Origin of the sequence: Blastococcus sp. URHD0036 (assembly GCF_000701365.1) — a bacterium.
GTDB lineage: Bacteria > Actinomycetota > Actinomycetes > Mycobacteriales > Geodermatophilaceae > Trujillonella.
On the sequence record NZ_JNIK01000017.1, the window covers coordinates 54,617 to 80,954 of the forward strand.

Annotated in this window: 20 protein-coding genes; 10 read left to right on the plus strand and 10 right to left on the minus strand. The window is 76.2% G+C overall.

All coding sequences use genetic code 11. The features are described 5' to 3' along the window. Positions 1-90: 90 nt before the first annotated feature. The 5 genes from N555_RS0118725 (at position 91) to N555_RS0118745 (ending at position 8,391) form a co-directional block, all read left to right on the plus strand. A complete protein-coding gene (locus N555_RS0118725; RefSeq protein WP_051684232.1) occupies positions 91-2,946 on the plus strand; it encodes an AfsR/SARP family transcriptional regulator in 2,856 nt (951 codons plus the stop codon). Positions 2,947-3,000: 54 nt separating this feature from the next. Next, positions 3,001-3,993: a YihY/virulence factor BrkB family protein gene (locus N555_RS0118730; protein ID WP_029433025.1), complete on the plus strand. Its 993-nt coding sequence runs from the start codon at positions 3,001-3,003 to the stop codon at positions 3,991-3,993. A gap of 78 nt (positions 3,994-4,071) precedes the next feature. Next, positions 4,072-5,490 carry a sensor histidine kinase gene (locus N555_RS0118735; protein WP_029433026.1) on the plus strand — a complete coding sequence of 473 codons (1,419 nt, stop codon included), beginning with the start codon at positions 4,072-4,074 and terminating at the stop codon, positions 5,488-5,490. Between the two features lie 84 nt (positions 5,491-5,574). After that, positions 5,575-6,816: a polyhydroxyalkanoate depolymerase gene (gene phaZ, locus N555_RS0118740; protein ID WP_029433027.1), complete on the plus strand. Its 1,242-nt coding sequence runs from the start codon at positions 5,575-5,577 to the stop codon at positions 6,814-6,816. A gap of 42 nt (positions 6,817-6,858) precedes the next feature. After that, positions 6,859-8,391 (plus strand): ATP-dependent DNA ligase, encoded by a 1,533-nt coding sequence (locus tag N555_RS0118745; RefSeq protein WP_029433028.1) that lies wholly within the window; start codon positions 6,859-6,861, stop codon positions 8,389-8,391. A 27-nt stretch (positions 8,392-8,418) separates the two neighbouring features. Here N555_RS0118745 and N555_RS0118750 read toward each other — a convergent pair whose 3' ends face one another. The 3 genes from N555_RS0118750 to N555_RS0118760 form a co-directional block, all read right to left on the minus strand. Next, entirely contained in the window at positions 8,419-8,649 is a 231-nt protein-coding gene (locus tag N555_RS0118750; protein WP_156036426.1) for a hypothetical protein, read from the minus strand. A gap of 113 nt (positions 8,650-8,762) precedes the next feature. Further along, positions 8,763-10,955 (minus strand): alpha/beta fold hydrolase, encoded by a 2,193-nt coding sequence (locus tag N555_RS0118755; RefSeq protein WP_197029079.1) that lies wholly within the window; start codon positions 10,953-10,955, stop codon positions 8,763-8,765. Then, positions 10,952-12,037: a class I SAM-dependent methyltransferase gene (locus N555_RS0118760; RefSeq protein ID WP_029433031.1), complete on the minus strand. Its 1,086-nt coding sequence runs from the start codon at positions 12,035-12,037 to the stop codon at positions 10,952-10,954. The genes N555_RS0118755 and N555_RS0118760 overlap by 4 nt, the downstream gene beginning before the upstream one ends. 106 nt (positions 12,038-12,143) lie before the next feature. On the opposite strand from N555_RS0118760, the gene N555_RS0118765 reads away from it, so the two are divergent. After that, positions 12,144-14,921: an ATP-binding protein gene (locus tag N555_RS0118765; protein WP_029433032.1), complete on the plus strand. Its 2,778-nt coding sequence runs from the start codon at positions 12,144-12,146 to the stop codon at positions 14,919-14,921. Here N555_RS0118765 and N555_RS0118770 read toward each other — a convergent pair. Next, the gene (locus N555_RS0118770; RefSeq protein WP_029433033.1) at positions 14,896-16,122 is read right to left on the minus strand and encodes an NAD(P)/FAD-dependent oxidoreductase; all 1,227 of its coding nucleotides are present in this window, start codon (positions 16,120-16,122) and stop codon (positions 14,896-14,898) included. The two genes, N555_RS0118765 and N555_RS0118770, sit on opposite strands and share 26 nt — an antisense overlap. A 71-nt stretch (positions 16,123-16,193) precedes the next feature. After that, on the minus strand, positions 16,194-17,846 hold the full coding sequence (locus N555_RS26210) for a helix-turn-helix transcriptional regulator (protein WP_051684233.1): 1,653 nt from the start codon (positions 17,844-17,846) through the stop codon (positions 16,194-16,196). 146 nt (positions 17,847-17,992) lie between these two features. Between N555_RS26210 and N555_RS0118780 the strand changes: the two genes are divergently transcribed. After that, a complete protein-coding gene (locus tag N555_RS0118780) occupies positions 17,993-18,367 on the plus strand; it encodes a VOC family protein (protein WP_029433035.1) in 375 nt (124 codons plus the stop codon). 30 nt (positions 18,368-18,397) lie between these two features. Here N555_RS0118780 and N555_RS0118785 read toward each other — a convergent pair whose 3' ends face one another. From N555_RS0118785 to N555_RS0118805, 5 genes are all read right to left on the minus strand, one after another. Next, the gene (locus N555_RS0118785; RefSeq protein ID WP_156036427.1) at positions 18,398-19,978 is read right to left on the minus strand and encodes an HNH endonuclease signature motif containing protein; all 1,581 of its coding nucleotides are present in this window, start codon (positions 19,976-19,978) and stop codon (positions 18,398-18,400) included. Between the two features lie 101 nt (positions 19,979-20,079). After that, positions 20,080-20,862 (minus strand): acyl-CoA thioesterase domain-containing protein, encoded by a 783-nt coding sequence (locus N555_RS26215; protein ID WP_081866351.1) that lies wholly within the window; start codon positions 20,860-20,862, stop codon positions 20,080-20,082. After that, a complete protein-coding gene (locus N555_RS0118795) occupies positions 20,855-22,486 on the minus strand; it encodes a FadD3 family acyl-CoA ligase (RefSeq protein WP_081866352.1) in 1,632 nt (543 codons plus the stop codon). The genes N555_RS26215 and N555_RS0118795 overlap by 8 nt, the downstream gene beginning before the upstream one ends. Further along, positions 22,483-23,283, minus strand: coding sequence for an enoyl-CoA hydratase/isomerase family protein (locus N555_RS0118800; RefSeq protein WP_029433038.1), 801 nt, complete (start codon positions 23,281-23,283; stop codon positions 22,483-22,485). The genes N555_RS0118795 and N555_RS0118800 overlap by 4 nt, the downstream gene beginning before the upstream one ends. Before the next feature lie 41 nt (positions 23,284-23,324). After that, complete coding sequence (locus N555_RS0118805) at positions 23,325-24,086, minus strand: SDR family NAD(P)-dependent oxidoreductase (protein WP_197029080.1); 762 nt, start codon at positions 24,084-24,086, stop codon at positions 23,325-23,327. 46 nt (positions 24,087-24,132) lie between these two features. Between N555_RS0118805 and N555_RS0118810 the strand changes: the two genes are divergently transcribed. From N555_RS0118810 to N555_RS0118820, 3 genes are read left to right on the plus strand one after another with little or no spacing between them, the layout of a single operon-like run. Beyond that, on the plus strand, positions 24,133-24,588 hold the full coding sequence (locus tag N555_RS0118810) for a nuclear transport factor 2 family protein (protein WP_034511487.1): 456 nt from the start codon (positions 24,133-24,135) through the stop codon (positions 24,586-24,588). Then, positions 24,585-25,409 (plus strand): SDR family NAD(P)-dependent oxidoreductase, encoded by an 825-nt coding sequence (locus tag N555_RS0118815; protein WP_081866354.1) that lies wholly within the window; start codon positions 24,585-24,587, stop codon positions 25,407-25,409. Before N555_RS0118810 ends, N555_RS0118815 begins: the two co-directional genes overlap by 4 nt. Continuing rightward, a complete protein-coding gene (locus N555_RS0118820; RefSeq protein ID WP_029433042.1) occupies positions 25,406-26,338 on the plus strand; it encodes a TIGR03619 family F420-dependent LLM class oxidoreductase in 933 nt (310 codons plus the stop codon). Before N555_RS0118815 ends, N555_RS0118820 begins: the two co-directional genes overlap by 4 nt.

Here is a 26,338-nt window from a genome sequence, read left to right on the forward strand (position 1 = left end):
AGCCTCGGCGCACCCGCTTGGCCGGTCCTTGCCGAACGCTTGCGCGGCAGGTCACCGCGCCGTGACCTGCCGCCCCTAGGCTGCGCGCCGATGAGCACGACCTCCTTCCGGGTGCTGGGTCCCGTCGAGATCCGGCGCGACGACCGGCTGCTGCCCGGCCAGACCGCCCGGCACCGCGCCACCCTGGCCGCCCTGCTGGTGGACGCCGGCCGCACCGTCCCGGTCGACGTGCTGGCCGACCGCGTGTGGAGCGGGCAGCCGCCGGCGTCGGCCTCGAACACCCTGCAGGCCCTGATCTCCCGGTTGCGCCGCGAACTGGAGCCCGACACCGCGCCCGGCGGCTGGACGCTGCTGCTGACCCGCGACCCCGGGTACCTGCTCGCCGTCGGTTCCGACGACGTGGACGCCGTCCGCTTCGCCCGGCTGCTGCGCTCGGCCCGGGAGCTGGACGCGCGCGGCGACGTCGAGGCCGCCCGCGCCGCCGTCGGGGAGGGTCTCGCGCTGTGGCGCGGCCCGGCCTACGCCGACGTGTCCGCCGCCTTCGCCGCCGAGGAGTCGGAGCGGCTGGAGCAGCTGCGGCTGGACGCCCGCGAGCTGGCCGCCGACCTGGACCTCCGCCTGGGCCGGCACGCCGAGATCGTCGACGACCTGAACGAGCTGGTGCGGGCCAAGCCGCTGCGCGAGGGTCTGCGCGCCTCGCTGATGCTCGCCCTCTACCGCAGCGGACGGCAGGCCGAGGCGCTGGAGTCCTACGCCGAGGGCCGCGCCCTGCTGGCCGACGAGCTCGGCGTCGACCCGGGCCGCGCCCTGCAGGACCTGTACGGCCGCATCCTCCGGCAGGACGGCGAGCTCGCCGCCCCGCCGCGGGCCGCCGTCCCCGCCCCCGCGGCGGCCGTCCCGGATCCCGCGCCGGCAGCCGTGCCGATCGCCCCCCTCCCGGTGCCGCTGACCGCGTTCGTCGGCCGCGGCGAGGAGCTCGGCGCGCTGGCCTCCGCCCTCGCCGGTCAGCGGCTGCTCACGCTGGTCGGGCCCGGCGGCAGCGGCAAGACCCGGCTCGCCCTCGAGGCCGCGCGCCGGCGCCCCTCCGGATCGCCACCGGCCGCCCTGGTCGAGCTGGCCGGGATCGAGGACCCGCAGCTCGTCGCCGCCGAGGTCGCCACGGTGCTCGGGGTCAGCCTGACCGCCGGCGACCCGCTCGGAGCCGTCGCCACCGCCGTCCAGGGGCGGCCGCTGCTGCTCCTGCTGGACAACTGCGAGCACGTCGTCGAGGCGGCCGCCGCCCTCGGGGCCGCGCTCCTCTCCCGCTGCCCGGATCTCCAGGTGCTCGCCACCTCCCGGGAGCCGCTGGGCGTCCCGGGCGAGACGGTGCAGCCGTGCGGGCCGATGCCCACCGGCGCCCCCGGCAGCGACGCCGAGCAGCTCTTCCTCGACCGCGCACGGCTCGCCGCGCCGCACCTGTCCACCCCGTCGGCCCAGGAGCTGCAGCAGGTGCGCGAGCTCTGCACCGCGCTCGACGGGCTGCCGCTGGCGGTGGAGCTGGCCGCCGCCTGCCTCACCACGCTGCCGCTGGCCGAGGTGGCCGCCCGGGTCGACGACCGGTTCGCGCTGCTGTCCGGCGGATGGCGGACCGCCGCGCCGCACCAGCGCACCCTCGCCGCCACAGTGCAGTGGAGCGTCGACCTGCTCACCCCGGCCGAGCTGGCCGTGTTCCGCGCGGTGTCGGTGCTGCCCGGCACCTTCGGGCCCGACGCCGTCGCCGCGGTCGCCGGCCCGGAGGTCGACGGCGCCACGCTGCCGCTGCTGCGGGTGCTCGTCGCCAAGTCCCTGGTCGAGCTGGACCACGGGACCGGCCGCTACCGGATGCTCGAGACCCTCCGGCAGTACGCCGAGCAGACGCTGACCCGGGAGGAGGGCCGGCGCCTGCGCGACCGGCACGCGGCGTTCGTCGTGGCGCTGACCGCCGAGCTCGAGACGACGCTGCGCGGGCCGCGGTGGAACGCCAGCGCCCGGCGGCTGGACGCCGAGCAGTCCGGCCTGCGCGCCGCGATGGCGCACGCCCTGGGCGCCGGCCAGGGCGAGGTGGCCCTGAGGATCGGCGGGGCGCTGAGCTGGTGGTGGTTCCGGCGCGGGCACGTCCAGGAGGGCCGCCGCTGGCTCGGCGCCGCCCTGGACGCCGCCCCCGACGCCCCGCGCGCCGTCCGCAACGCGGCGCTGCTCGGCGACGGCCTGCTCGCCTACCTCGTCGGCGACGTCCAGTCGATCCTGGCGCGCAGCGACGAGATCGCCGGCGACGGCACCGACCCCGGGGACCGGGCGCTCCCCCTTGCCCTGGTGCTGCGCGGCTTCGTGCACACCCTGTTCGGCGGGGACGACGCGGCGATCGCGGCCGACGTCGCCCGCGGGCAGGAGCTCGCGCGGCTGACCGGCCTGGAGTGGGTGCAGGCGGAGGTCGCGATGACGCTCGGGCAGCTGGCCCGCGTCACCGGGGACACCGACGGCGCCCTCGTCCAACTGGACCGCGCCGCCCGGCTGGCCGCGGACCTCGGACACACGTGGGCGCAGGTCTCCTCGCTGTGGATCGCCTCGAAGGTGCTCGTCGACACCGGCCGGCCACAGGAGGCCCTCACCTCGATGGTGGACATCCTGGCGCTGACGACCGAGGAGGAGGACGTCACCAGCACGATGGCCGGGCTGCTCACCTCGGTGGGCGCACTGGCCGCCGCCGGTCGGCCGCGCGACGCCGCCGTCCTGCTGGGCGCCGTCCGGACCAACGCGCGCCTCGTCGGATACGACCCGGTGCAGATGGACCTGCTGGACGGGCAGCGGTACGTCGCGTCGACCGAGGAGGCCCTCCAGGCCGACCAGCTGGCCGACGCGCTGGCCGAGGGGGCACCCCTGGACCTGGCCGGCGCCGTCGCGCTCGTGGGGCGGCTCGCCGCCGGCTGAACCCGGGACTCCCGACCCGCGCGTGTCGCTCCCCCGGTGGGGAACGCTGCTCGCATGGCCGAGAGCAGGGCGTCGCGGGGCGGCGATGCCCCGCCGTCCCCGCCCCGGCGCGGCACGGACGCGACGGGGCCGCACCACCTGCGGGCCGCCCAGTGGCGGCGGGTGCTGCGCCGGACCGTCCGGCACGTGCTGTCCGACCGGCTGCAGGTGGCCAGCGCCGGCATCTCCTTCTTCGCCGTCCTGTCGATCGCGCCGGTGCTGGTGACGGCGTTGTCGCTGTACGGCGCCCTGAACACGCCCGAGCAGGCCCTGGCCCAGTTGTCCGACATGGCCTCGTCGCTGCCCGACGACCTCGAGCCGATCGTGGCCGACCAGCTGACGACGATCACCACCGCCTCGGGCGACGTCCTGACGTGGCGCGGGATCAGCGGCCTGCTGGTGGCGCTGTGGACGGCGACGACCGCCGCGACCTACCTCGTCGACGCCCTCACGCTGGCCTACCACGAGACCGAGACGCGGGGCTTCCTGCGGCGCAGCGGCATCGGCCTGGTGCTGGTCCTCGGCGGGGCGCTGCTGGTGGGTGCCGTGATCGCCGGCGGCGGCCTCGTCTCGCGCGCGTTGTCCGGGGCGCCGGGTGCGGTCCGGACCACCGCGCACCTCCTCGCCTGGCCGGCCGCCGCCGCGGTGATGGCCGCCGCGCTGGCGGTCCTCTACCGGTACGCCCCGGACCGGCACGACGCGCGCTGGCGGTGGATCACCCCCGGGGCCGGGCTGGCCACGCTGCTGTGGCTGGTCACGTCGCTGGGGCTGTTCGCCTACGTGCAGAGCCTCGGCAACTACGAGTCGACCTACGGCTCCCTGGCCGGGGTGGCGATCAGCATGTTCTGGCTGTGGCTCAGCGTCTTCCTCGTCATCGCCGGGGCGGCGGTCAACGCCGAGGCGGAGAAGGAGACCGTCCGCGACTCGACCGTCGGCCCGGAGCGGCCGATCGGGCAGCGCGGCGCGGTCGTGGCCGACAGTGCTCCGCCCTACCCCGGCGAGCGGTAGCCGCCGCTAGGCTCGCCGACCCGGAACGACTCCTCCCACCGTCCTCGGGGGCGCGGGGGGTGCCAGCTGGAGGGACCCATGACGACCCCGACCGCCCTCGACGTCGGCGACCTGCGCCGGCTCGGCCTCTTCGACGGCACGACCGACGACCAGCTGCGGGAGCTCCTGGCGGTCGGTGCCGAGGTCCGCTTCTCCCCCGGTGACGTGCTCTTCTCGGAGAACCGCCCGGCCGACGACTGGCTGGTCCTCGTCGAGGGCAGCCTCGACCTCGTCCGCCACGTCGGGCGCGAGGAGCTGCTGCTCGGCGCCATGGACGTGCCGGGGCGCTGGGCCGGCGGGTTCCGCGCCTGGGACGAGCAGGGGGTCTACGTCGCCACCGGCCGGGCGACCTCCGCCGGGCGGGTCCTCCGGGTGCCGGCCACCGCCCTGCGGGCGTGGTCGAGCGACCGGTTCCCCCTCGGGGTGCACCTCATCGAGGGGTTCGTGCGCACGGCGCGCACCTTCGAGCTCGTGGCCCGGCAGCGCGAGTCGCTGGTCGCGCTCGGCACGCTGGCCGCCGGGCTCGCCCACGAGATCAACAACCCGGCGGCGGCCGCGTCGCAGGCGGTCGACGAGCTGTCGTCGGCCTGCGACGTCCTGCTGTCGACCCTCGGCCGGCTGGCCGCCGGGTCCGTCACGGCCGCCCAGTTCACCGCACTCGACGGCCTGCGCCGGGAGATCGAGGCGCCGGCGACCCCGCTGGGCGGCATCGCGCTGTCCGACCGCGAGGACGAAGTGGCGGACTGGCTGGCCGAGCACGGCGTCGGCCGGGAGTGGGAGCTCGCCCCGACGCTCGCCGGCGCCGGCGTCGACGTCCCGTGGTTGGACCGGGCGGCCGGCGCGCTCCCCGGCGCAGCCCTGGAGCCCGGCGTGGAGTGGGTGGCGAGCACGCTGGTGGCCGCCGGGCTGCTCACCGAGCTCAAGGAGTCCACCGGCCGGATCTCCGGTCTCGTGGGTGCGGTGCGCTCCTACTCGCAGCTGGACCGGGCGACGGTGCAGCAGACGGACGTCGCGGAGGGGCTGGAGAGCACGCTGACGATCCTCGCCTCCCGCATCCCGCCGGGGATCACGGTCGTCCGGGACCACGCCGACGACGTCCCGGCGATCGAGGCGGCGGCGGGCGAGCTCAACCAGGTCTGGACGAACCTGATCGCCAACGCCGTCGACGCCATGACCCGCGAGGACGCCGCCGACCGGGGGACGCTGCGGGTGTCGACCCGCCGGGTGCCGTCCGGCGTGCTGGTCGAGATCGGGGACACGGGCGGGGGGATGGACGCCGAGACGCAGAAGCACGCCTTCGACCCGTTCTTCACCACCAAGCCCGTCGGCGAGGGCATCGGGCTCGGCCTCGATATCTCCCACCGCATCGTCGCCCGGCACCACGGGCAGATCGAGATCGACGTCCGCCCGGAGGAGACGGTGCTCCGGGTGCGCCTGCCGTTGAGCCCCGGCCGCTGACCGCGCGCCTCCCGGGCACGGAGGTTACCGTCGAGTAGTAACCGGGGTCACACCCACCGACGGCACCGAGGACGGATCGACGCGATGCTCTACCAGGCCTACGAGCTGCAACGACGGGCCAGCACCCCGCTCCGGAGAGCCTCCGGGCTGACCGCCCGGGCGCTCGGTGCCCTGCCCGCGCCGGTGCCCGGCCGGCCGCCCCTGCGCCGCGTCCGCGCCGCCTGCGAGATCCTCGCGCACGCCGCTCCCACGCACACCCGGCCCGCGTGGGGCATCGACGAGGTCGTGGTCGGCGGCCGCCCGGTCGAGGTGCACCCGCGGGCGGCGCTGCGCACCCCGTTCGCCACCCTCCGGCACTTCGACCGGCCCGCGGTGACCGGGCAGCCCCGGGTGCTGCTGGTCGGACCGATGTCCGGGCACTTCACCACGCTGCTGCGGCCCACGGTCCGCACCCTGCTGGCCGACCACGACGTCTACGCGCTGGACTGGGAGAACGCCCGCGACGTCCCGGTCGGGCACGGGCCCTTCGGTCTCGACGAGTACGTCGACCACGTGCTCCAGGCGCTGCGGCACCTCGGCCCCGACACCCACGTGGTCGCCGTCTGCCAGCCCGCCGTCCCCGTCCTCGCGGCCGTGGCCCTGCTCGCCGCCGACGGCGACCCGGCCACCCCGCCCACGCTGACGCTGATGGCCGGCCCGGTCGACACGCGGGTCAACCCCGGGCCGGTCAACGACCTGGCGGCCCGCCGCTCGCTGGCGTCCTTCGAGCGGTGGGCGGTGCAGACGGTGCCCGCGCCCGCCCCCGGCGCCGGCCGCCGGGTCTACCCCGGCGTCACCCAGCTGTCGGCGTTCATGTCCCTCGACCCGCGGCGCCACCTCAAGGCCCACCTCGGGCTCTACCGCGCCCTCGTCGACGGCGACACGGAGGCCGCGGCCCGCACCCGGTCCTTCTACGACGAGTACGGCGCGGTCATGGACGTGCCCGCGGAGTTCTACCTGGAGACCCTCGAGCGCGTCTTCATGGACCAGCACCTGGCCACCGGCCGGTACACCCACCGCGGCCGGCCGGTCGACCCCGCGGCGATCACCCGGACGGCGCTGCTCACCGTCGAGGGCGGCAAGGACGAGATGTGCCCGCCCGGCCAGACCGCGGCGGCACACGACCTGTGCACCGGCATCCCGGCCGGCCGCAAGCGGCACCACCTCCAGCCCGGGGTCGGCCACTACGGCGTCTTCAGCGGCTCCGGGTGGACGACCGGCATCTACCCGGTGCTGCGCTCCTTCGTCGCGTCGCACGCCCGCACCGAGGTGGCCGCCGCCCGCTGACGACAGCGGGCACCTGTCGGTGCCCGCTGGGACGATGACGCGGTGCTGTTCGCCGAGGTCGTCGCCGCGTCGGGGGCCGTCGCGGCCACCCGCTCCCGCACCGCGAAGTCGGCGGCCCTCGCTGCACTGCTCCGGGTGGCCGGCCCGGGCGAGGTGGAGCCGGTCGCCGCGTGGCTCTCGGGGGAACCGCGCCAGGGCCGGCTCGGGCTCGGCTGGCGCACCCTCACCCGCGCCGCGTACGAGGCGGCCGCCGAGCCCGGGCTGACCGTCGACGCGGTCGACACCGCCCTCACCGAGCTGGCCGGGACCTCGGGCGCGGGGTCGGTCGCCCGCCGCGACGCCGTCCTGGCCGGGCTGCTGGGTGCCGCGACCGCCGACGAGCAGCGGTTCCTCATCCGGCTGCTCACCGGCGAGCTCCGCCAGGGTGCGCTGGAGGGGGTGCTGGCCGACGCCGTCGCCCTGGCCGCCGAGGTACCGGCCGCCGCCGTCCGGCGGGCCGCGATGCTGACCGGCAGCGTGCCCGCCACCGCGGCCACCGCGCTGAGCGGTGGCGTCGCCGCGCTGGAGGCGGAGACCCTGCGGGTCGGCCGGCCGGTGCGGCCGATGCTGGCCAGCCCGGGCTCGTCGCTGGACGCCGCGCTCGCCGACCTCAGCACCGACGTCACGGTCGAGCACAAGCTGGACGGCGCACGGATCCAGGTGCACCGCGACGGGGACGACGTCCGCGTCTGGACCCGCACGCTCCGCGAGGTCACCGACGGCGTGCCCGAGCTGGTCGAGCGCATCCGGGCGCTGCCGTGCCGCACCGCCGTCCTCGACGGGGAGACCCTCGCCCTGGACGACGACGGCCGCCCCCGCGCCTTCCAGGACACGATGAGCCGGTTCGGCAGCGACTCCCCGGATCCGGCCGTCGTCCTCTCGCCGTTCCTCTTCGACGTCCTGCACCTCGACGGCCGGGACCTGCTCGACGAGCCGCTGGCCGTGCGGCTCGACGCGCTGGCGGAGCTGCTGGCCGCCGAGGAGCACGCGCCGCTGCGGATGCCCGGCGTCCGCTCGCCCACCCCGGAGCAGGCGGCCGGCGTGCTGGACTCCGCGCTCGCGGCCGGGCACGAGGGCGTCGTCGTCAAGGCGCTGGACGCCCCCTACGCCGCCGGCCGGCGCGGGAAGGCGTGGCAGAAGGTCAAGCCGGTGCACACCCTCGACCTCGTGGTGATCGGCGCCGAGTGGGGGTACGGGCGGCGGACCGGGTCCCTGTCGAACATCCACCTGGCCGCGCGCGACCCCGACGGCGGGGAGCCGGTGATGGTCGGCAAGACGTTCAAGGGCATGACCGACGAGCTGCTGGCCTGGCAGACCGCGACCTTCCCGGAGTACGCCGTCGAGCGGCCCGACTGGGGCGTGCGGCTGCGGCCGGAGCTGGTGGTCGAGGTCGCCGTCGACGGGGCGCAGCGCAGCACCCGGTACCGCGGCGGCGTCGCGCTGCGCTTCGCGCGGGTGCTGCGCTACCGCCCGGACAAGACCACCGCCGAGGCCGACACGCTCGACGCCATCAGGGCACTGCTGGCCGGCGGCTGACGTCCGCGACGCGGCCGCCCCGCCCGGTCAGCGGGCGCTCGGGCTCCGGTCGCCGCCCGTGCGCCGCAACCGCGTGACCCGCCGCCGGACGACGGCCGGCCGACGTCGACGGCGGCCCGCCGACTCCCGCTCCCAGCGCGCGGTCGACCTCCGGCCCAGGGCGATCACCACCGCCGTGGCGGCCAGGAAACCGATGCTCGTGACGGCCAACCACTCCACGGCGACCACTCCCCCGGTCCGGCTGCGGGGCCCGGCCACGGTGCTCCGCCGCCGGTACCGGAACGGTCCCGGCGCGACTGTGGGAGCCGCAAGCGGGTGCGGCGCCGCTGCCCGAACCGTTACCGGACACGCCGACGCCGCGCCGTCGGGCGCTAGAGCAGCTCGGCGAGCAGCGCGGCCGCGCGAGCGGCGCCGTCGGTCTCCACCGGGCGGTAGTCGACCTCCCGGCCCAGCTCCGCCACGACCGCCGCCGCCAGCGCGTCGGGTTCGGCGGCCTGCTCGTAGGGCAGGCAGCGGCCGGCGCCGTACTGCTCCAGCCGGCGGCGGACGTGGAAGGCCTGCTCGAAGTGCCGGCGCAGCGGCACGAAGACGAACGGCTTGCGCAGTGCCGTCAGCTCCATGCACGTCGTCAGGCCACCCTGGACGACGGCGACGTCGCACGCGGCCAGGTACCGGTGCAGCTCCGGCAGGTAGCCCATCACCCGCGCGCCGTCCACCTCCGGTAGCGCGGCCGGGTCGATCCGGGGGCCGGCGACCAGCACGAAGCGGAGCGCGGGGGCCAGGCGCCGGGCCAGCGGGACGGCGTCCAGGACCCGCCGCAGGAGCGAGCCGCCCACGCCGGACCCACCGACGGTCACCAGGCACAGCCGTTCACCGGCCCGGACCCCCAGCTCCCGGCGCAGCTCCTCGGTGCCGCGCAGCCGTGCCGGGTCGAAGCCGGTGACGTACCCGGCGAAGTCATAGTTCTCCGCGGTCCAGTCGCGGATGCTCGGCAGGCCGGGTCCGAAGTCGCCGTCCACGACGTCGTCGGGGTTGCCGACGAACACCGACCGGTCGCGGACCCGCCGGAAGCGGGCCCGCTGCTCGATCATCTCGGCGTTGAGGTCCGCGGTCAGCGCCGCCTCCCGGCCGCCGCCCTCGGGCATGGGCAGCCAGCCGACGAAGTCGGTCATCCAGGCGAACGCGAACCGCTTCAGCTCCGGGTTCTCGTGCAGGAAGTGGTCGACGTCCCAGGCCTCGTCGGCGACGACCAGGTCGTAGCGCTGCTCGGCCACGACGTCGGTGAACACGGTGAAGTTCGCGACGAGGATCTCGTCCATCTGGCGGATCGCCTGGAACGCGTGCAGGTCGTGCTCCCCGGACTCTGCCTCGATGTGCCCGGACTCGTTCGCCAGCGCCGCCGACGCGGGGTGCACCGTCTCCCCGGCGTCGGCCAGTACCCGGGTGACCGGGTCCTGGGCCAGCCAGTCGATGGCGAGGTCGGGGTGCCGCAACCGCAGCTCCTGCGCGATGGCGACGTCCCGCCGGGCGTGCCCCAGCCCGATCGGCGAGGAGAGGTACAGGGCCCGCGGACCGCGCCGGGCGGCCCGCGTCCACGTCGTCCGCCGGGCCGGCGGGGGGACGACGCGGTCGACGAACTCCTCGATCAGCCGGTTGACCCGCACCGGGTCCCGCGCGGGCGGCCCGTGGCCGGACCCCTCCAGCAGCACCAGCGAGCCACCGGTCAGCGCGGCCAGCCGCTCCCCGATCTGCCAGGGGCGGACCCGGTCGTCGGTGCCGTGCAGCACCGTGACCGGGCAGCGCACCCGGGCGCAGAGCGGCTCCAGGGGCTCGGCGACCGCGCCGTCGAGACCGAGCCGGCCCGCGACGGTGTCGGCCAGGGTCTGCGGGGACACCTCGTGCCCCCATCCGACGCAGTCCTCGATCTGCTTCGTGGAGTGCGGCTCGGGGAACATCCGCCCGAAGAAGAAGTCGAGGAAGTCGGCGTAGCCGCCGTCGAGCCAGGCGTGCCGGTTGTAGGCCGCCCAGCCCTCGCGGGTGTCGTACCGGCCGTCGAACGCGTACCGCTCGCGGTCGGGCGCGGCGACCGACAGCCCGCACGAGGGCGAGATCGCCACCACGCCCTGGACCCGGTCCGGGTGCCCGGCGGCGACGTGCACCGACCAGGCGGCGCCGCAGGAGAAGCCCACCAGGACCGCGCGGTCGGTGCCCGTCGCGTCCAGGACGGCGACGGCGTCGGCGGCGTACTCGGCATCGGTGTAGGCCGCCGCCCCCTCCGGCCGCCCCGAGGCGCCGCTCCCCCGGCCGTCGAACGTGACGACCCGGAAGCGGCGGGCCAGGGGCGCGACCTGCGCCTTCCAGAACCGGGACGGGACGATGGACCAGGTGGGCAGCAGCAGCACCGTCGTCGCGTGCCCCTCCCCGACGACCTCGTAGGCCAGCGGGACACCGTCGCGCTCGACGACACCGGTGCGGTCGGCGTCGACCGCCCTGCCGGGGTGGTGGACCACCCCGGCAGTCTGCTCGTGCGGCGCCGTCCCGCGGGTGTCGTCGAGCGCCGTCACGGCCGGATCTCGAAGACGTTGTTGAACGGCGTCTGCGCGGCGGTGCGGAACCGGGTGAACCCCGCCGTGGTGGCGACGTCGCGGATCCGCGCCGGCCCGGCCTGCGTGCCCAGTGCCAGGCCGACGTCCTGCGACAGCGAGGCCGGGGTGCACAGCAGCGTCGAGAACCCGTAGTAGGCGCGGCCCACGGGGTTGAGGTTGTCCTCCACCCGGTCACCGGCCTGCGGCTCCACGACCAGCCAGGTGCCGTCGTCGGCCAGCGCCGCGCGGACCTGCCGCGCCGCCCCGACCGGGTCGCCCAGGTCGTGCAGGCAGTCGAACATGGTGATCAGGTCGTGGTCCCGGCCGGGGAAGCCGGTGGCCGGGGCGACCTCGAAGGTGACCCGGTCGCCGACGCCGGCCTCGGCCGCCCGGGCACGCGCGATCTCGATCGAGCCCGCGTGGTAGTCCGAGCCCACGAAGGTCGAGCGCGGGAAGGCCTGGGCCATGAGGACCGTGGAGGCGCCGTGGCCGCAGCCGACGTCGGCCACCCGCGCTCCTCGCTCCAGCTTCGCCGCCACGCCCTCGAGGGCCGGCAGCCACTCGCCGATCAGGTGGGCGTTGTACATCGTGCGGAAGAACCGCTCGCAGCCGTCGTGGACGTCGGCGTTGTGGGTGTGCCAGCCGCGGCCGTCGCCGCTCCGGGCCGCGGCGAGCACCTCGTGCGCGTCACGGGTCGTGCCGTGGGCGATCTGGAAGAAGCCGGGCAGGTAGGCGGGGCTGGCCGGGTCGGTGAGGGCGGCGGCCTGCTCGGCGGGCAGCGTGTAGCGGCCGGTCGCCGGGTCGTACGTCACGTACTCGCCGGCGGCCTGGGCGGCCAGCCACTCCCGCGTGTAGTGCTCGTCGGTGCCGGTGCGCTCGGCCAGCTCGGCGGGCGTCGTGGGCGTCCCGTCGGCCATCGCCCGGTAGTAGCCGAGCTGGTCGCCCATGACGACGAGCGCGGTGTTGAGCGTCGCGCCGACCTCGCCGACGGCCTTGAACACGAAGCCCATCAGCTTGTCGGGGTCGATGGCGCGGGCGGTGGGGATCTCGGTGGCGGTCATGCGACGGGCCTTCCGGTGAGGTGGTCTGGGAACGGCGACGACGCTCGTCCCCGGCACCGCGTCGTCGCATCCGGGCACCCCCCTGGGCTCTCCCTAGACTCGGCGGATGCTGGTCGGCCGCGACCGCGAGCGCGCCCTGCTGGGTGGGCTGCTGGCGGCCGCCCGCGTCGGCCAGGGCGGGGCGCTGGTGCTCGTCGGCGAGGCCGGGATCGGGAAGTCCACCCTGCTCGAGGACGCCGTCGCAGCCGCCCGCAGCGTCGAGCGACCGATGCGCGTGCTGCGCGCGGCCGGCACGGAGTCGGAGTCCGGGATCCCGTTCGGCGCGCTCCTGCAGCTGCTCCGGCCGGTGCTGGACCACCTGGACCGGATACCGGCACCGCAGGCAGACGTTCTGGCCGCGGCGCTCGCCCTGCGGCCCGGGCCGGCCGGGGACCGCTTCGCCGTGGGCGCGGCGACGCTGAGCCTGCTCAGCCGGGCGGCGGAGGACGCGCCGCTGGCCGTGGTCCTCGACGACGCGCACCTGCTGGACCAGCCGTCGGCGCAGGCGCTGGCGTTCGCGGCCCGGCGGCTCGCGGCCGATCCCGTGGCGCTCCTGGCCGCCGTCCGCCCCGACGAGCCGTGCGCCCTGACCGCCGCCGCACTGCCGCTGCTGCCGGTCGGCGGGCTCCCGCTGGAGGCGGTGGCGGCGCTGCTCGGCCCCGCCGGCTCCCGGCTGGACGGCGGGGTGGCCGAGCACCTGCACGCGGCCACCGGCGGCAACCCCCTGGCGCTGACGGAGCTGGCCGCCGGCGGGCTGGGCCTGCCGGCACTGCTGCCCGCCGCCCCGGTCCCCGTGCCCGCCTCACTGGCCCGGGTCTTCGCGCTGCGGGCCGACCGACTCCCCGCCGCGACGCGCACCGCGCTCCTGGTGGCCGCGACCGCCGGCGACGACGTGGACGCGGTCGACCGCGCGTGCCGGGCGCTGGGTACGTCGGCGGCCGCGCTCGAGGAGGCCGAGGCGGCCGGGCTGCTGACGATGTCCGCGGGGCGGCTGGCCTTCCGCCACAGCCTGGTGCGGTCCGCCGTGTACTCGGAGGCGACCCCGGGCGAGCGGCGCGCGGTGCACCGGGCGCTGGCGGACGCGCTCGACGCGGGCGACGCGGACCGGCGGGCCTGGCACCTGGCCGAGGCCGCACTCGGCCCGGACGAGCCGACGGCCGCCGCGCTGGCCGCCGCGGCGGGGCGGGCCCGCGACCGGAGCGCCTACGCCGTCGCCGCGGCCGCCGCCGAGCGGGCGGCCCGGCTCAGCCCGGACCCGGCCGACCGGGCCGAGCGGCTCGTCGCCGCCGCGGAGTCCGCGGAGCAGTCCGGAGCCGCCGGGGCTGCAGCAGCGCTGCTCGCCGAGGCCGACCGGCTGCCCCGCTCCCCCGCGCTGCGGATCCGGGTCGCCGCGCTGCGCGGCGCGGTCGCGACCCGCACCGGCGCGGTCGAGGAGGCCCGCGACGTCCTCCTGGCCGCGGGCGCGGAGGCGGAGGGGACCGATCCGGACGCGGCCGTGCTGCTGCTGGCCGACGCCGTCCTGGCCTGCTTCCTGCTGGGGGACGCGGCCGCGCTGGGCCCCACGGCGGACGCGCTGGACCGCCTGCTCGACGGCGGCGTCGGCCCGGCCGCGGCGTGGGTGGCCACCATGGCCAGCGGGGTCGCCGGGGTCCTGACCGGCCGGGGCGGCGCCGACCGGATCCGGACGGCGACCCTGGCCGCGACCGCGGACGGTGCGATCGCGCGGGACCCCCGGCTCGCGCCGCTGCTGGTGACCGGCCCGCTGTTCCTGCGCGAGCGGACGACCGGCCGGGACCTGGTGTCGGCCGTCGTCGAGGAGCTGCGCCGCCGGACCGACATCGGGCGCCTGCCGCTGCTGCTCTTCCTCGTGGCCCGCGACCGGGCCACCACCGACGCGTGGGACGAGGCCGAGGTCTCCTACAGCGAGGGCATCGCCCTGGCGCGCGAGGCGGGGCTGACGGCGGACCTGGCGATCTGCCTCGCCGGGCTGGCCTGGCTGGAGGCACGGCAGGGCCGCGACGCCGCCTGCCGGGCGCACGCGGAGGAGGCCCGGGTCCTCTGCGGGGAGCAGCACCTCGGCGTCTTCACCGCCTGGTCGCTGTGGGCCCTCGGCGAGCTCGACCTGGGCGCCGGCCGCACCGCTGCCGCGATCGACCGGCTGGAGGAGCTGGTCGCGCTGCTCGCCGAGCGGGGCGTCGACGACGTCGACCTCTCCCCCGTGCCGGAGCTGGTCGAGGCCCTGGTCGCGGCCGGCCGGCCGGATCGGGCGGCCGGGCTCGTCCCCGCGTACACGGCCCGCGCCGGGCGGAAGGGGCAGCCCTGGGCCATGGCCCGGGCCGCGCGGGCGGCGGGACTCACCTGTCCCGACGCCGAGATCGACGCCCGCTTCGCCGAGGCGCTGGCCCTGCACGTCCGGACCCCGGACGTCTTCGAGACCGCCCGCACGCGCCTCGCGCACGGCACCCGGTTGCGGCGCGCGCGGCGGCGGGCCGACGCCCGCGGGCCGCTGCGCGCCGCGCTGGCCGGCTTCGAGTCGCTGGGCGCCGGGCCGTGGGCCGACCGCGCCGCGGCCGAGCTGCGGGCCACCGGCGTGACCGCCGCCCGCCGGGCCGCCGGCCCGCTGCAGTCCCTCACCCCGCAGGAGCAGCAGATCGCCCGGCTGCTCGCCGCGGGGAGCACCACCCGGGAGGCCGCCGCGGCCCTCTTCCTCAGCCCGAAGACGATCGAGTACCACCTGCGGCACGTCTACACGAAGCTGGACGTCGGCTCCCGCGCCGAGCTCGCCGCTCGTCTCGCGCCCGAGGGGGGTGACCACGTGGTCAGCGCGCAGCGGCGGCGCCCATGATGGCCCCGATGTTCTCGGGTGCGAAGAAGTCCACCGGGGACACGGTCCCGGCGGTCACGCCCGCGAAGTCGTCCATCGCCCCCTGGTCCCGCGAGACCGCGGCCAGCAGCTGGGCCACCTCCGCCGCGGGCGGCTCCAGCGTCGCGAGCTGCGCGGTGAACTCGTAGATCGGCATCGCCCGGACGTCGCGCGCCAGCTGGTAGGCGGCCATCGCCTCGGCGAACGGCTGCACGCCCCGCAGGCTCTCGTCCACGGCGGCGGCACACAGCTCCGCGTCCCGGAAGGCGTCGCTGATGCCCTGGGCGGTGATCGGGTCCTTCGTGTACCCGGCGTCGCCGACGAGGCCCCAGCCCGGGCCGAAGGGCTTCCGGAAGGCGTTCGGCACGGCCGCGCCGAAGAACCGGTCCTCCCGGGTGGCACCGCGCACCCGCTCGGCGAACCCGGGGACCAGGTCCAGCGTGGCCAGGTAGTTCGCCTCGACGTCGGCCTTGTAGGCCGCGGCCTCGGCGACCGGCCAGCCGACGCCGACGAGGGTGAGCCCGTCGCTGGTGGGGATCGCGGCCCACCCGCGGCCCGGCCGGGACACCGTGCCGAAGTCCTCGACGGGCAGCCCGCTCCAGAAGGTATAGGCGGCCCACATGCCGGTGGGCCGGGTGAGGTACTCCTCCGCGCCGACCTCCCGGGCCACCCGCGAGTGACCGCCGTCGGCCCCGACCACGACCCGCGCCCGCTCGTGCAGCGGGCTACCTCCCGGCCCGTGCCCGCGGATGCCCACGACCGCGCCGTCGTCGTCCCGGAGGAGCTCGTCGACCGAGAACCGGTCCCGCACCTCCGCACCGGCCGCAGCGGCCGCCTCGGCCAGCACCCGGTCCAGGTGGGTGCGCCGGGGCGCGTAGGCGGTGGAGCCGCCCTCGTACGGCCGGGGGGTGCCGGCGATCGTGAACGGGCCGAAGTCGAAGGAGTAGGTGTCGATCGGCGGGCACCCGCCCGCGGTCACCGCATCCAGCAGTCCCCACCGCCGCAGCGCGGCGACCCCGGGCGCGTGGATCACCAGGGTGGACACGGTGTCGCTGCCCACGGCCGCCCGGTCCACCAGCAGCACTCGGTGCCCGGCCTGCGCCAGCAGCATCGCCGTCGGGGCGCCCGCGCACCGCGCCCCCACCACGATCACGTCGTACGGGTCGGTCCTGTCGGTGGCCATGTCGTCCTCCTCGCTCCGGTGGTGGGGACGACGGTGGCCCGCCGGGCGGGGGCCGGGATCGGTGAACTCGCCTATCTGTGCCCCGGGACCGTGCGCAGGGCGTGACCGGCGGCTTCCGCCCGGTTCCGCAGACCCAGCTTGGCGAGCACGGCGGCGACGTGGTGCTCGACGGTGCGCCGGCTGATGAACAGTCGCGCGGCGATCTCGGGGTTGGTCAGGCCGTGGCCGAGCATCTCCAACACCTCCTCCTCGCGCCTGGTCAGCCGGCCGTCGGCCCGTGCCGGCGTGGCGGGCCGGACCCCGAGCGAGCGCAGCAGGGCCGCGGCGGCCGCCGCGTCCCGCGACGCCTCCAGCAGGGAGAAGGCCGCCAGCGCCGCCCGGGCCTCGGCCAGCGCCACCGCCGGCCGGTCGGTCCGCAGGCTGCCGGCGAGCACCAGCCGGCACCGGGCCAGCTCCATCGGCATCTGCGCGCGGGAGAAGCCGGCCAGCGCCGCCCGCAGGCATGCCTGCGGGTCCCCGGTCCCCGCCGCGAGGCAGACCTGTGCCCTCGCCAGCGCCGCCGCGGCGCACAGGTGCGGGCTGCTGCCCGGTGGTGCGCACGCCGCCGCCCGCTCGGCCGCGGCAGCGGCCTCGGTCGGCCGGCCGGCGGCGAGGTGGACCTCGGCGAGCAGCGCCCACAGCAGGGTCGCCGAGGTGTGGGTGGGGTCGTCGGCCAGCGCTCGCTCGAGCACATCCGCCGCCAGCTCGGTCTCCCCCCGCGCCAGGTGCACCTCGGCGAGGGGACGCGCGGCGGCGGCGTCGACGCCCGGGTCGACCTCGGCGAGCAGTTCGGCGGCGTCGTCGATCCTGCCTTGCCGGACCCGCAGCTCGGCCAGCCGGACGAGGGCGCCGGTCCGCAGCCACGACCGTCGGCCGAGGCCCCAGAGGCGCACCGCCGCCGTCAGCGCGGCGTCGGCCTCCGGCCACCGGCCCGCCGCCGTGAGCACGCCGCCGTAGTGGGTCCGGCAGAAGGCGGAGACGGCGGGCAGCCGGCGCTGCTGGGCGATCTGCTCGCCGAGGCGTATCCACTCGTCGGCCCGGGCGACGTCGCCGGCGTACTCGCAGGCCGAGAAGAGCTGGCAGAAGACCTCCTCGACGACGAAGAAGTCGTCGACGTCGCGGCCGAGGACCGCGGCGAGCGCCTCGTCGAGCAGCGCCATGCCCGCACTCGTCCGGTCCGCGTGGACCTGCGAGGCGCCGAGGTAGGCGAGGGTCACCACCTCCAGGTCAGTGTCCTTCGTACGCCGGGCGATCGCGAGCGCCTCCCGGTAGCGGTCCTCTTTCCGGGTGCGGTCGCTCTCGAACATGCCCACGTCGAGGGCGACCCATCCGGCCTCGCGCGACCCCGGGGTGCCGGCCAGCAGGGTCTGCGCTCGGGCCAGCCAGCCGGCCGCGACCGACCGGTCCCCGAGCACCATGAAGTGCAGGCAGGACAGCGTCCGGGCCACCCGCACGGCGCCGACCGGGTCAGGGTCGCGCCGGTGCGCCGCGTACGCCCGCTCCCAGACCTCGACGGCGCGGGGGAAGTCGAGCTCGAGGTACGCGGCCCGCGCCAGGCCTTCGACGACGTCGCCGGAAGCGTCCTCGCCGTCGAACGGCTCCAGCGCCCGCCGCGCCCGCGCGGCGTCGCCGAGCCGCAGGGCGACCCGGCCCTCGGCGAGTGCGGCGGCTCCCGCGGTGGTCACCTCTGGGAGGGTCCTCGTCCGGTGCCGGGCTGCCCAGGGGCCGTCGTCCCTCCGCCGCTCCCGATGCCCGCGGCCCCGCGCGCGCCGACGCCTCCCGGGCGGCCTCGTCGTGTGCTGTGCTCGTGCCCTCCGGAGAGGAGCAGCCCATGCCCGTCCAGTTGAACCACACGATCGTCGGCGCCCGCGACAGGTGGGCCTCGGCGACCACCCTCGCCGAGCTGCTGGGGCGCCCGGCGCCCACCGCATTCGGGCCGTTCGCGGTCGTGGACCTCGACAACGGCGTCTCGCTCGACTTCCAGGACACCGAGAGCGTCCAGCCCCGCCACTACGCGTTCCTGGTGAGCGAGGAGGAGTTCGACCAGATCCTCGGCCGGATCCAGGAGCGCGGTCTGCAGTACTGGGCGGACCCCTTCCAGCACCGGCCGGGCGAGATCAACACGAACGACGGCGGCCGCGGCGTCTACTGGTGCGACCCCGACGGGCACTTCCTCGAGATCATCACCCGCCCGTACGGCGGCTGACTCCGCCGCGGGCGCGCGGACGCGACGCGGTCAGAAGGGCGGCGGGTCCTGCGCCCAGGGGCTGGGACTACCGGGCGGTCTCGGGCGCCATCGCCGGATCAGATCCAGGGTGCCCAGCCGCGGCCCGGGCCTCTCCGCCCCCTCGTCGGCGCCGGGCGGTTCGGGTGGCGCCTCGGGTTGGTCGGGTTCTGGTGGTGGTCGCATCCCGGGTGGTCGGGTGGTGCGGGTGACCCCGGACGGTGTGGTCACGGTGAGCACTCCGTCGTCGCTCATCTCGAAGCGCCAGCCGGGGGCGAAGGTCTTCAGCCGGTGGTGGCTGCGGCACAGGCAACAGAGGTTGCTGCAGTCGGTCGCCCCACCGCAGCCGTGCGGGATGACGTGGTCGGCGTCGGCCCACCCGACGCGCTGGCCGCAGTTGGGGAACCGGCAGGTGCGGTCACGCGTGTGCACGAACCGCTGCTGCGGCCGGCTCGGGCCGTAGGACTCGACCGCCGCCGGCCGGTCCAGCACCGCACACCCACAGTCCTCCTCGGGATGCGAGGGGCAGCCGCGCCGCGCCAGCTGCCGCAGCTGATCGAGCGTGCAGGTACCCAGCAGGACGCCGTCGTCGTCGGTGAGACCCAGCGTCACCGACCCGCCCCCCGGTGGCTGGACACCGAGGGCGTCCAGGCGGCGCAGCAGTTCGCGGAGGTGGCCGGCGGTGATCGCCAGCCCGCTCACCTCACCGGCCTCGGACGACGTGCCGGCGAGAGAGTTCAAGGACGCCATGACCTGCAGCTGCGCCGTCACCGGCGGCCGGGAGACGTCCCACGGCCGCAGCACCAGATCGGCGAACACCCGGGTCCGCAGCAGACCGATCGGCCGCACGTCACCATCGGACTTCTGCATCCCGGCATACCGGGTCAACGCGTCATGCACCGCCGCCGCCTCGTCCGCGGGCAACTCGACCGCGACCATCGCCATCCCCTGCCGCGTCGAGGGATAGATCCGCACATCCGCGGCCTTCTGCGTCTCCGCCCGCCGCTCATCGACCCCATCGGGATCGACCCCGGCCAGCAACGCCTCCGCCCGCTTCCGCAGCTTCCCCACCGACAACTCCACCGCCTGCGGCAACAGCTGCGCCTCCACCCGCCGCGCCACCTCCGGCGCCGCCTGCTCCAACACCTCGGCCAGGACCTTCGCCCGCGGCTCATCCAGCACCCCCGCGGCCAGCGCCGCGAACGTGCCCGGCAGCCCCTCGCGCCACGTGTGCGCCCGCACCGCCAGCTTCGCCGCCGTACCGCGACCGCAGTTCAGCACCATCGACAGCTCGGCAGGGAAGAACTCCGACACCCCCGGCAACCGCGTCTCCGCACCCCACGACGACCGCGCGCCCCGCGTGCCCGGTGGTGGATCGTCGTGCTCCGGGGACGCGTCGGCGAGGCTCAGGACCAGCTCCGCCTCGTACGCCGCGAGCATCGCCCGCTGGGACACGACCCGCTGCAACTCCGCCGCCGTCTGCACCCGGTCGAGAAGCTCCACCGGCAACCGCGGCAAGCTCACCGGCTTGCTGATCGACCAGTCGATCAGCGCTCCCTCAGCGAGGGAGGCGGTACCGGTCATCCGCGACATGGACCGAACATACGTTCGAGGTCTGACAGTTCTGCGGCCCGACGGGGAAGAACGTCAGGCGTTCGCGCCGCCGTCCACAACGGCCCGCCCCTCGAGACCGGTCACGGCGCGGCCCGGCGGGCGAACAGCCGCGCCGTCTGCTCGGCGGTCCCGACCAGCCGGCCGTCGGACCACATCGACACCCGGCCCACCCCCAGCCGCTCGTCCACCGCCACCAGCGACACCTCGAGCAGCACCCACTCCCCCAGCGGCACACCCGCCGACCGAAGCGTCGCCGCGACGGTCGCCACCCCGGCGACCTCCGGGAGCGCGCGCCGCAGCAGGTACGGCACGTGATCGCTCACCACCGCGAGCCGCACCTCGTCGGCGACCGGGCAGCGCAGGCTCGCCCACAGCAGCGCGCGGCCGCCGGCGCGCACGTCCAGCTGCTCGGCCGCCAGCCGGACGTCGAGCAGCACCGACGTCCCGGTGCCGGGCCCGGTCAGCCACGTCCGGGGCGGGCACTCCGCCGGCGGCGGGACCGACGGCGCGACGAGGCCCTCAGGAGTGGCAGCGACCGGCCCGGTGACCGCCGTGGCCACCAGCGCCGGGGAGCCGCCGGTCAGCGCCTCGATCCGCACCGACGCGAGCGATCCCGCCGGGCCCAGCACCTCGGCCCGCACGGTGAGGTCGCTCCCGGCCGGGGCGGGCCGCAGGTAGGTGAGCGAGAGGTCGCGCAGCCGGCGGCCGGTGACCTGCTGCGCCACCTCGGTGACCAGCCCGAGGCACCAGCCGCCGAACAGCGCGCCGCGCGAGTTCGACACCTCGGGGCCGATCCGGACCGTGACCGCGCCGTCCACGACGGCCGGCAGCGGGGACAACGGCCACGCTGCGGGCTCAGCCACCGAAGGCGGAGCGCAGCTCGCGCTTGAGCACCTTGCCGCTGGCGTTGCGCGGCAGGTCGTCGGCGAACTCGACCGACCTCGGCACCTTGAAGTTAGCCAGCCGCTCCTTGGCCCAGGCGATCAGCTCCTCGGCGGTGCCCTCGGCGCCGCGGCGGCGCACCACGTAGGCCTTCGGAACCTCTCCCAGCCGCTCGTCGGGGACGCCGACCACGGCCACCTCCGACACCAGCGGGTGGCGGGCCAGCACCTGCTCCACCTCGGCCGGGGAGACGTTGAACCCGCCGACGATGAACATGTCCTTGAGCCGGTCGGTGATCTTGAGGTTGCCGGCGGCGTCGAGGTGGCCGATGTCGCCGGAGTGCAACCAGCCGTCGGGGTCGATGGCGGCGGCCGTCGCGGCCGGGTCCTCCCAGTAGCCGGGGGTCACGTTGGCGCCGCGGATGAGAACCTCGCCGGACTCCCCCGGCGGCAGGTCCTGGCCGCCGGCGTCGACCACGCGCAGCTCGACACCGGGCACGGCGCGGCCGTTGGTGTTGGCGATGACGTCGTCGCCGTCGCCGTCCCGGCACATGGTCGCCGTCCCGATGCACTCGGTCATGCCGTACGCGGTGACGAGCCGCTCGAAGGGCAGGTCCACCCGCGACCGCTCGATGAGCGCGACCGGCACTACGGCCGCGCCGGTGGCCGCCCGCCGCAGCGACGACAGATCCGTCGACTCACGCTTCGGACTCTCCAGCAGCGCGTAGTAGATCGTCGGCGAGCCGTTCATGATCGACACCCGCTCGGTCTCGATCAGCCGCAGCGCCTCGTCGGCGTCGAACACCGCCATGGGGACGACGGTGAGCCCGTGCTGCAGGCTGACGATCATCCCGGCCTTGTTGCCACCGGTGTGGAAGAACGGCAGGACGACGAGGTACCGGTCGCCCTCCCGCAGGCCCCAGACCTGCGCGTACGTGGCGTAGAGGTCCAGCGCGGGGCCGTGCTGGATCAGCACGCCCTTGGGCCGGCCGGTCGTCCCCGAGGTGAAGATGATCTCGCTCGTGTCGTCGGGCTGCACCGCCTCCGCGGCGGCCCGGATGCGGTCCTCCGGAACCGTCGCGGCGCGCTCCCGCAGGTCCTCCCGGCCGAGCACCCGCCGGCCGGCGTCCCCGCGGTCGGCCGCCAGGTCGACGACGGTGAGGTCGGCGAGCACGTCGCCGGTCTCGTCCCCGTCGAGTGCCTCCAGCGCGGCGGTCGCGTAGTCGTAGCCCAGGAACCCCGACTGGACGACGACGAAGCGGGCGCGGACCCGGGCGAGGATCTCCCGCGCCTCCGACCCCCGGTAGCGGGTGTTCAGCGGCACGACGGTGGCGCCGGCCAGGTGCAGCCCGAGCGAGGCGACCATCCAGCGGTGCGTGTTGGGCGCCCACAGCCCGACCCGGTCGCCCCGCCGGACGCCCAGCGCGAGCGCGCCCCGGCCGAACTCCAGCGCCTGGTCGCGCAGCTGCGCGTAGGTCAGCCGGACGTCGCCGTCGGCCACCGCCACGGAGTCGGCGTACCGCTCCGCGCTGGCGAAGAGCATCGCCGGGATGGTCCGCTCCGTCGCCGTCAGCGCTTCCATGTCCGCCCTCTCAGCAGTGGTCATCGGCCGGTGAACTCCGGCGGGCGCTTGCCGACGAACGCGGCGAGGCCCTCCTTGAAGTCGGGGCTGCGCGAGGAGAGCTCCAGCGAGAAGCCCTCGGCCGCCAGCTGCGCGGCCAGCGTGGAGTCGGCGGCGGAGTTGATCAGGGCCTTGGTGAGCCCGAGCGCCACCGTCGGCCCGGCGGCGAGCTCGGCAGCCAGCGCCATGCCCCGGTCGACCGCCTCACCGGCCGGCACCGCCTCGTGCACGATCCCCCACTCGGCGGCGGTGCCGGCGTCCAGCCGGCGACCGAGCAGCAGCAGCTGGCGGGCCCGCAGCGGGCCGACGGCGCGCGTGGTGAGCCAGGTGGCGCCGGCGTCCGGCGTCATCCCCCGGCTGATGAACGGCTGCCAGAACGTGGCGGTCGCGTCGGCGACGACGAAGTCGCTGGCCAGCGCGAGCTGCATGCCGAGCCCCACCGCGTAGCCCGAGACCGCGCTGACCACGGGCACCTGCAGCGCACACAGCTGCGGGATCAGCCGGTGCGCCTGCGAGGGCAGCCGGCGCTGGATGGCACCCACCCGCGGCCGCTCACCGCCTCCGGAGTTCCGGCCGACGATGTCGAAGCCGCTGCAGAAGTCGCCGCCCTCGCCGCTGAGCAGCACCGCGCCGACCGACTCGTCGTTCTGCGTCGCCTCCAGCAGCTCGACGAGCCCCCGCATCGAGGTGTCGGTGAGCGCGTTGCGGCGCTTCGGGTTGCTCAGCTGCGCGTGCAGCACCCGGCCGTCGCGGGACACCACCAGGCCTTCGACGTCGGTCACGCAACGTATTAAAGATGAACGGATTACAGGAAGCCAGCGGCTCAGGTCATGTACGCGCCGCCGTTGAGGTGCAGCACCTGGCCGGTGATCCACGAGGCGCGGTCGGAGGCCAGGAAGCCGACCGCCCAGCCGACGTCCTCGGGCGTCCCGAGGCGGCCGACCGGGATCGCGGCGGCGTGCTCGGGCGGTGCCGGCTCCCCGCGCAGGTGCGACATCGTGCCCAGGGCGACCGCGTTCACCGTGACCCCGTGCGGCGCCGACTCCAGCGCGACGTGCCGGGTGAACGACTCGAGCCCCGCCTTGGCCGCGCCGTAGACCGCGAGCCCGTTGCGGCTGGCCGCCCGCGACGCGTACGAGGAGATCGAGAGCACCCGGCCCCACCCCCGCTCCCGCATGCCGGGCAGCACCGCGTGCGCCGTCTGCATCGGCGCGTAGAGGTTGAGGTCCACCCAGGCGTCCCAGTCGCCGCGGGCGGACTCCACGAACTGCGCCCCGTCGACGCCGACCGGGATGCCCGCGGCGTTGACGAGGACGTCGACCGGGCCGAGCCGCTCCGCCACCCCGGCCACCATCGCCCGGACGGCGGCGTCGTCGGTGACGTCCGCCGGCGCCGCGACCGCCTCGCCACCGGAACTGCCGATCCCCTCCGCGACCGCCTCGGCGGAGGCACCGTCGAGGTCGTTGACCGCCACCCGCGCACCGAGGCCGGCCAGGACCTCCGCGATCCCCCGCCCGACGGTCCGCCCGCCGCCGGTCACCAGCGCCACCCGCCCGGACAGGTCCAGGTTGTTCGTCGTCGCCACTCCGTGCCTCCCTTGACCGTCAATCATTAGGAGGATAGGCAGGGGTGTGCGCTCTTCCCGCGATGCCGAGCTCGACGCCCTGAGCCGGCGCTACGCCGCTGCCGCCGACGACGGGGACGCCGCGGCCTTCGCCGGGGTCTTCACCGCCGACGGCCGGCTGGCCGTGCACTACCCCGCCGACGGCGACCGGCCGTCGACCGACCTGCGGGGCGCCGAGGCGCTGGCCGCGGTGCCCGGGCGGCTCGCCGAGCGGTTCGACCGCACGTTCCACCTGCTCGGCCAGGTGGGTACCGAGCCGGACGGCGAGGAGGCGACCGGCCTCGTCTACTGCCTCGCCCACCACCTCTCGCGGGCCGACGGCACCGACACCGTCATGTTCCTGCGCTACCGGGACCGCTACCGCCGGGACGACGACGGGACCTGGCGGATCGCCGAGCGGATCGGCCGGGTCGAGTGGACCGAGACCCGCCCGGTCGACGCGCTCCCGGGCGGTGCCGCGTGACCGGCCCGCTGGACGGCCGGCGGGCGATCGTCGTCGGCGGAGGCAGCGGCCTCGGCCTGGCGAGCGCCCGGCTGCTCGCCCGCGACGGCGCGACCGTCACCCTCGCCGGCCGCACCGGGACGAAGCTCGAGGCCGCCCGCGAGGAGTTCGCCGCCGAGGGGCTGACCGTCTCCACCGCCGTCTGCGACGCCCTGGACGCCGGCTCGGTCCGGGACGCGGTCGCCGCGGCGGCCGACGACGAGGGCCGGCTGCACATCGCCGTCGTCGTCCCCGGGACGGCGCGGATGTCCTCGGTGCTCCTCTACGGCGACGATGACTTCAGCGCCGACGTCGACGGCAACGTGCGCCCGGTCTTCCTGCTGCTGAAGTACGCCGGCCAGGCGATGCTGCGCGCCGGCTCCGGGTCGTTCGTGGCCATCTCGTCGACCGCCGCCGCCTTCTCCGCGCGCTACCTGGCCGGGTACAGCGCCGGCAAGGCCGCCGTCGACCAGCTGGTGCGGGTCGCCGCCGACGAGCTGGGCCGGTACGGGATCCGGGTCAACTCGGTGCGGCCGGGGATGACGCGGACGCCGTCCACCGGACGGTCGTTCGCGAACGAGCCGCTGATGGCGGCGTTCCTGGAGGAGCAGCCGATCGCCCGGCACGGCGAGCCGGACGACGTCGCCGCCGCGGTCCGGTACTTCGCCGGCCCCGAGTCGTCGTGGACCACCGGCCAGCTGCTGGCCGTCGACGGCGGCAACACGCTGCGGTCGTTCGTCGACTACGAGGGGCTGATCCCGCTGGCCGATCCGCGCGTGGACATCCTGGGAGAGGCACCGTGACCGCCCAGCTCAGCCTGAACCTCCCCTCGTTCGCCGCCGAGCCGCCCGGCGACTGGGAGCACCTGTTCGACGTCGCCCGCGCGGCCGACGTCACCGGCGTCGACCGGGTGGTGCTGTCCGACCACGTCGTCTTCGGGGAGCACCTCGACGAGTACGGCCGCCCGGAGATCGGCGGTGCCGCGGGCGGGAAGCAGCCGACCGGGCCGGACGGGCTGTGGCTGGAGCCGCTGACCACGCTGTCGGTGGTCGCCGGGATGACGAGTCGCGTCCGGCTGGGCACGAACATCATCGTCGCGGCGCTGCGCCGGCCCGTGGTGCTGGCCAAGTCGACGTCGACGCTGGACGTGCTCTCCCGCGGCCGGCTGGACCTCGGGGTCGGGGCGGGCTGGCAGCGCGAGGAGTACGAGGCCGCCGGGCTGCCGTTCGAGGGCCGCGGGAAGCTGCTCGACTCCACCCTCGACGTCGTGCAGACCCTCTGGCGGGAGCAGCGGGCCTCGTACTCGTCGGAGTTCCTGTCGTTCGAGGGCATCCACCAGATGCCCAAGCCGGTCCAGGCCGGCGGCGTGCCGATCTGGGTCAGCGGCACCCTGCACGGCGCCGTGCTCCGCCGGATCGCCCGCTTCGGGTCCGGCTGGATCCCGTGGGGTCCGGACGCGGCCGACCCCGCCGCGATCGGCCGCATGCGGGAGGGGGTCGCCGCGCTCGGCCGCGACCCGTCCGGCCTGCAGGTGGTCGGTACGCTGCCCACCGTGACGACGCCCGACGGGCGGGTGGACGTCGCGGCCACCGTCGACGCGATCGGCCCGCTGGTCGAGGCCGGGTACACCGACCTGCGCGGCAAGGTGCCGTTCCCCACCGCCGGCCAGTCGGCGATCGAGGACGTCCTCGGCCCGCTGGTCACGGCGTTCCGGCAGGCGGTCGGCCGGTGA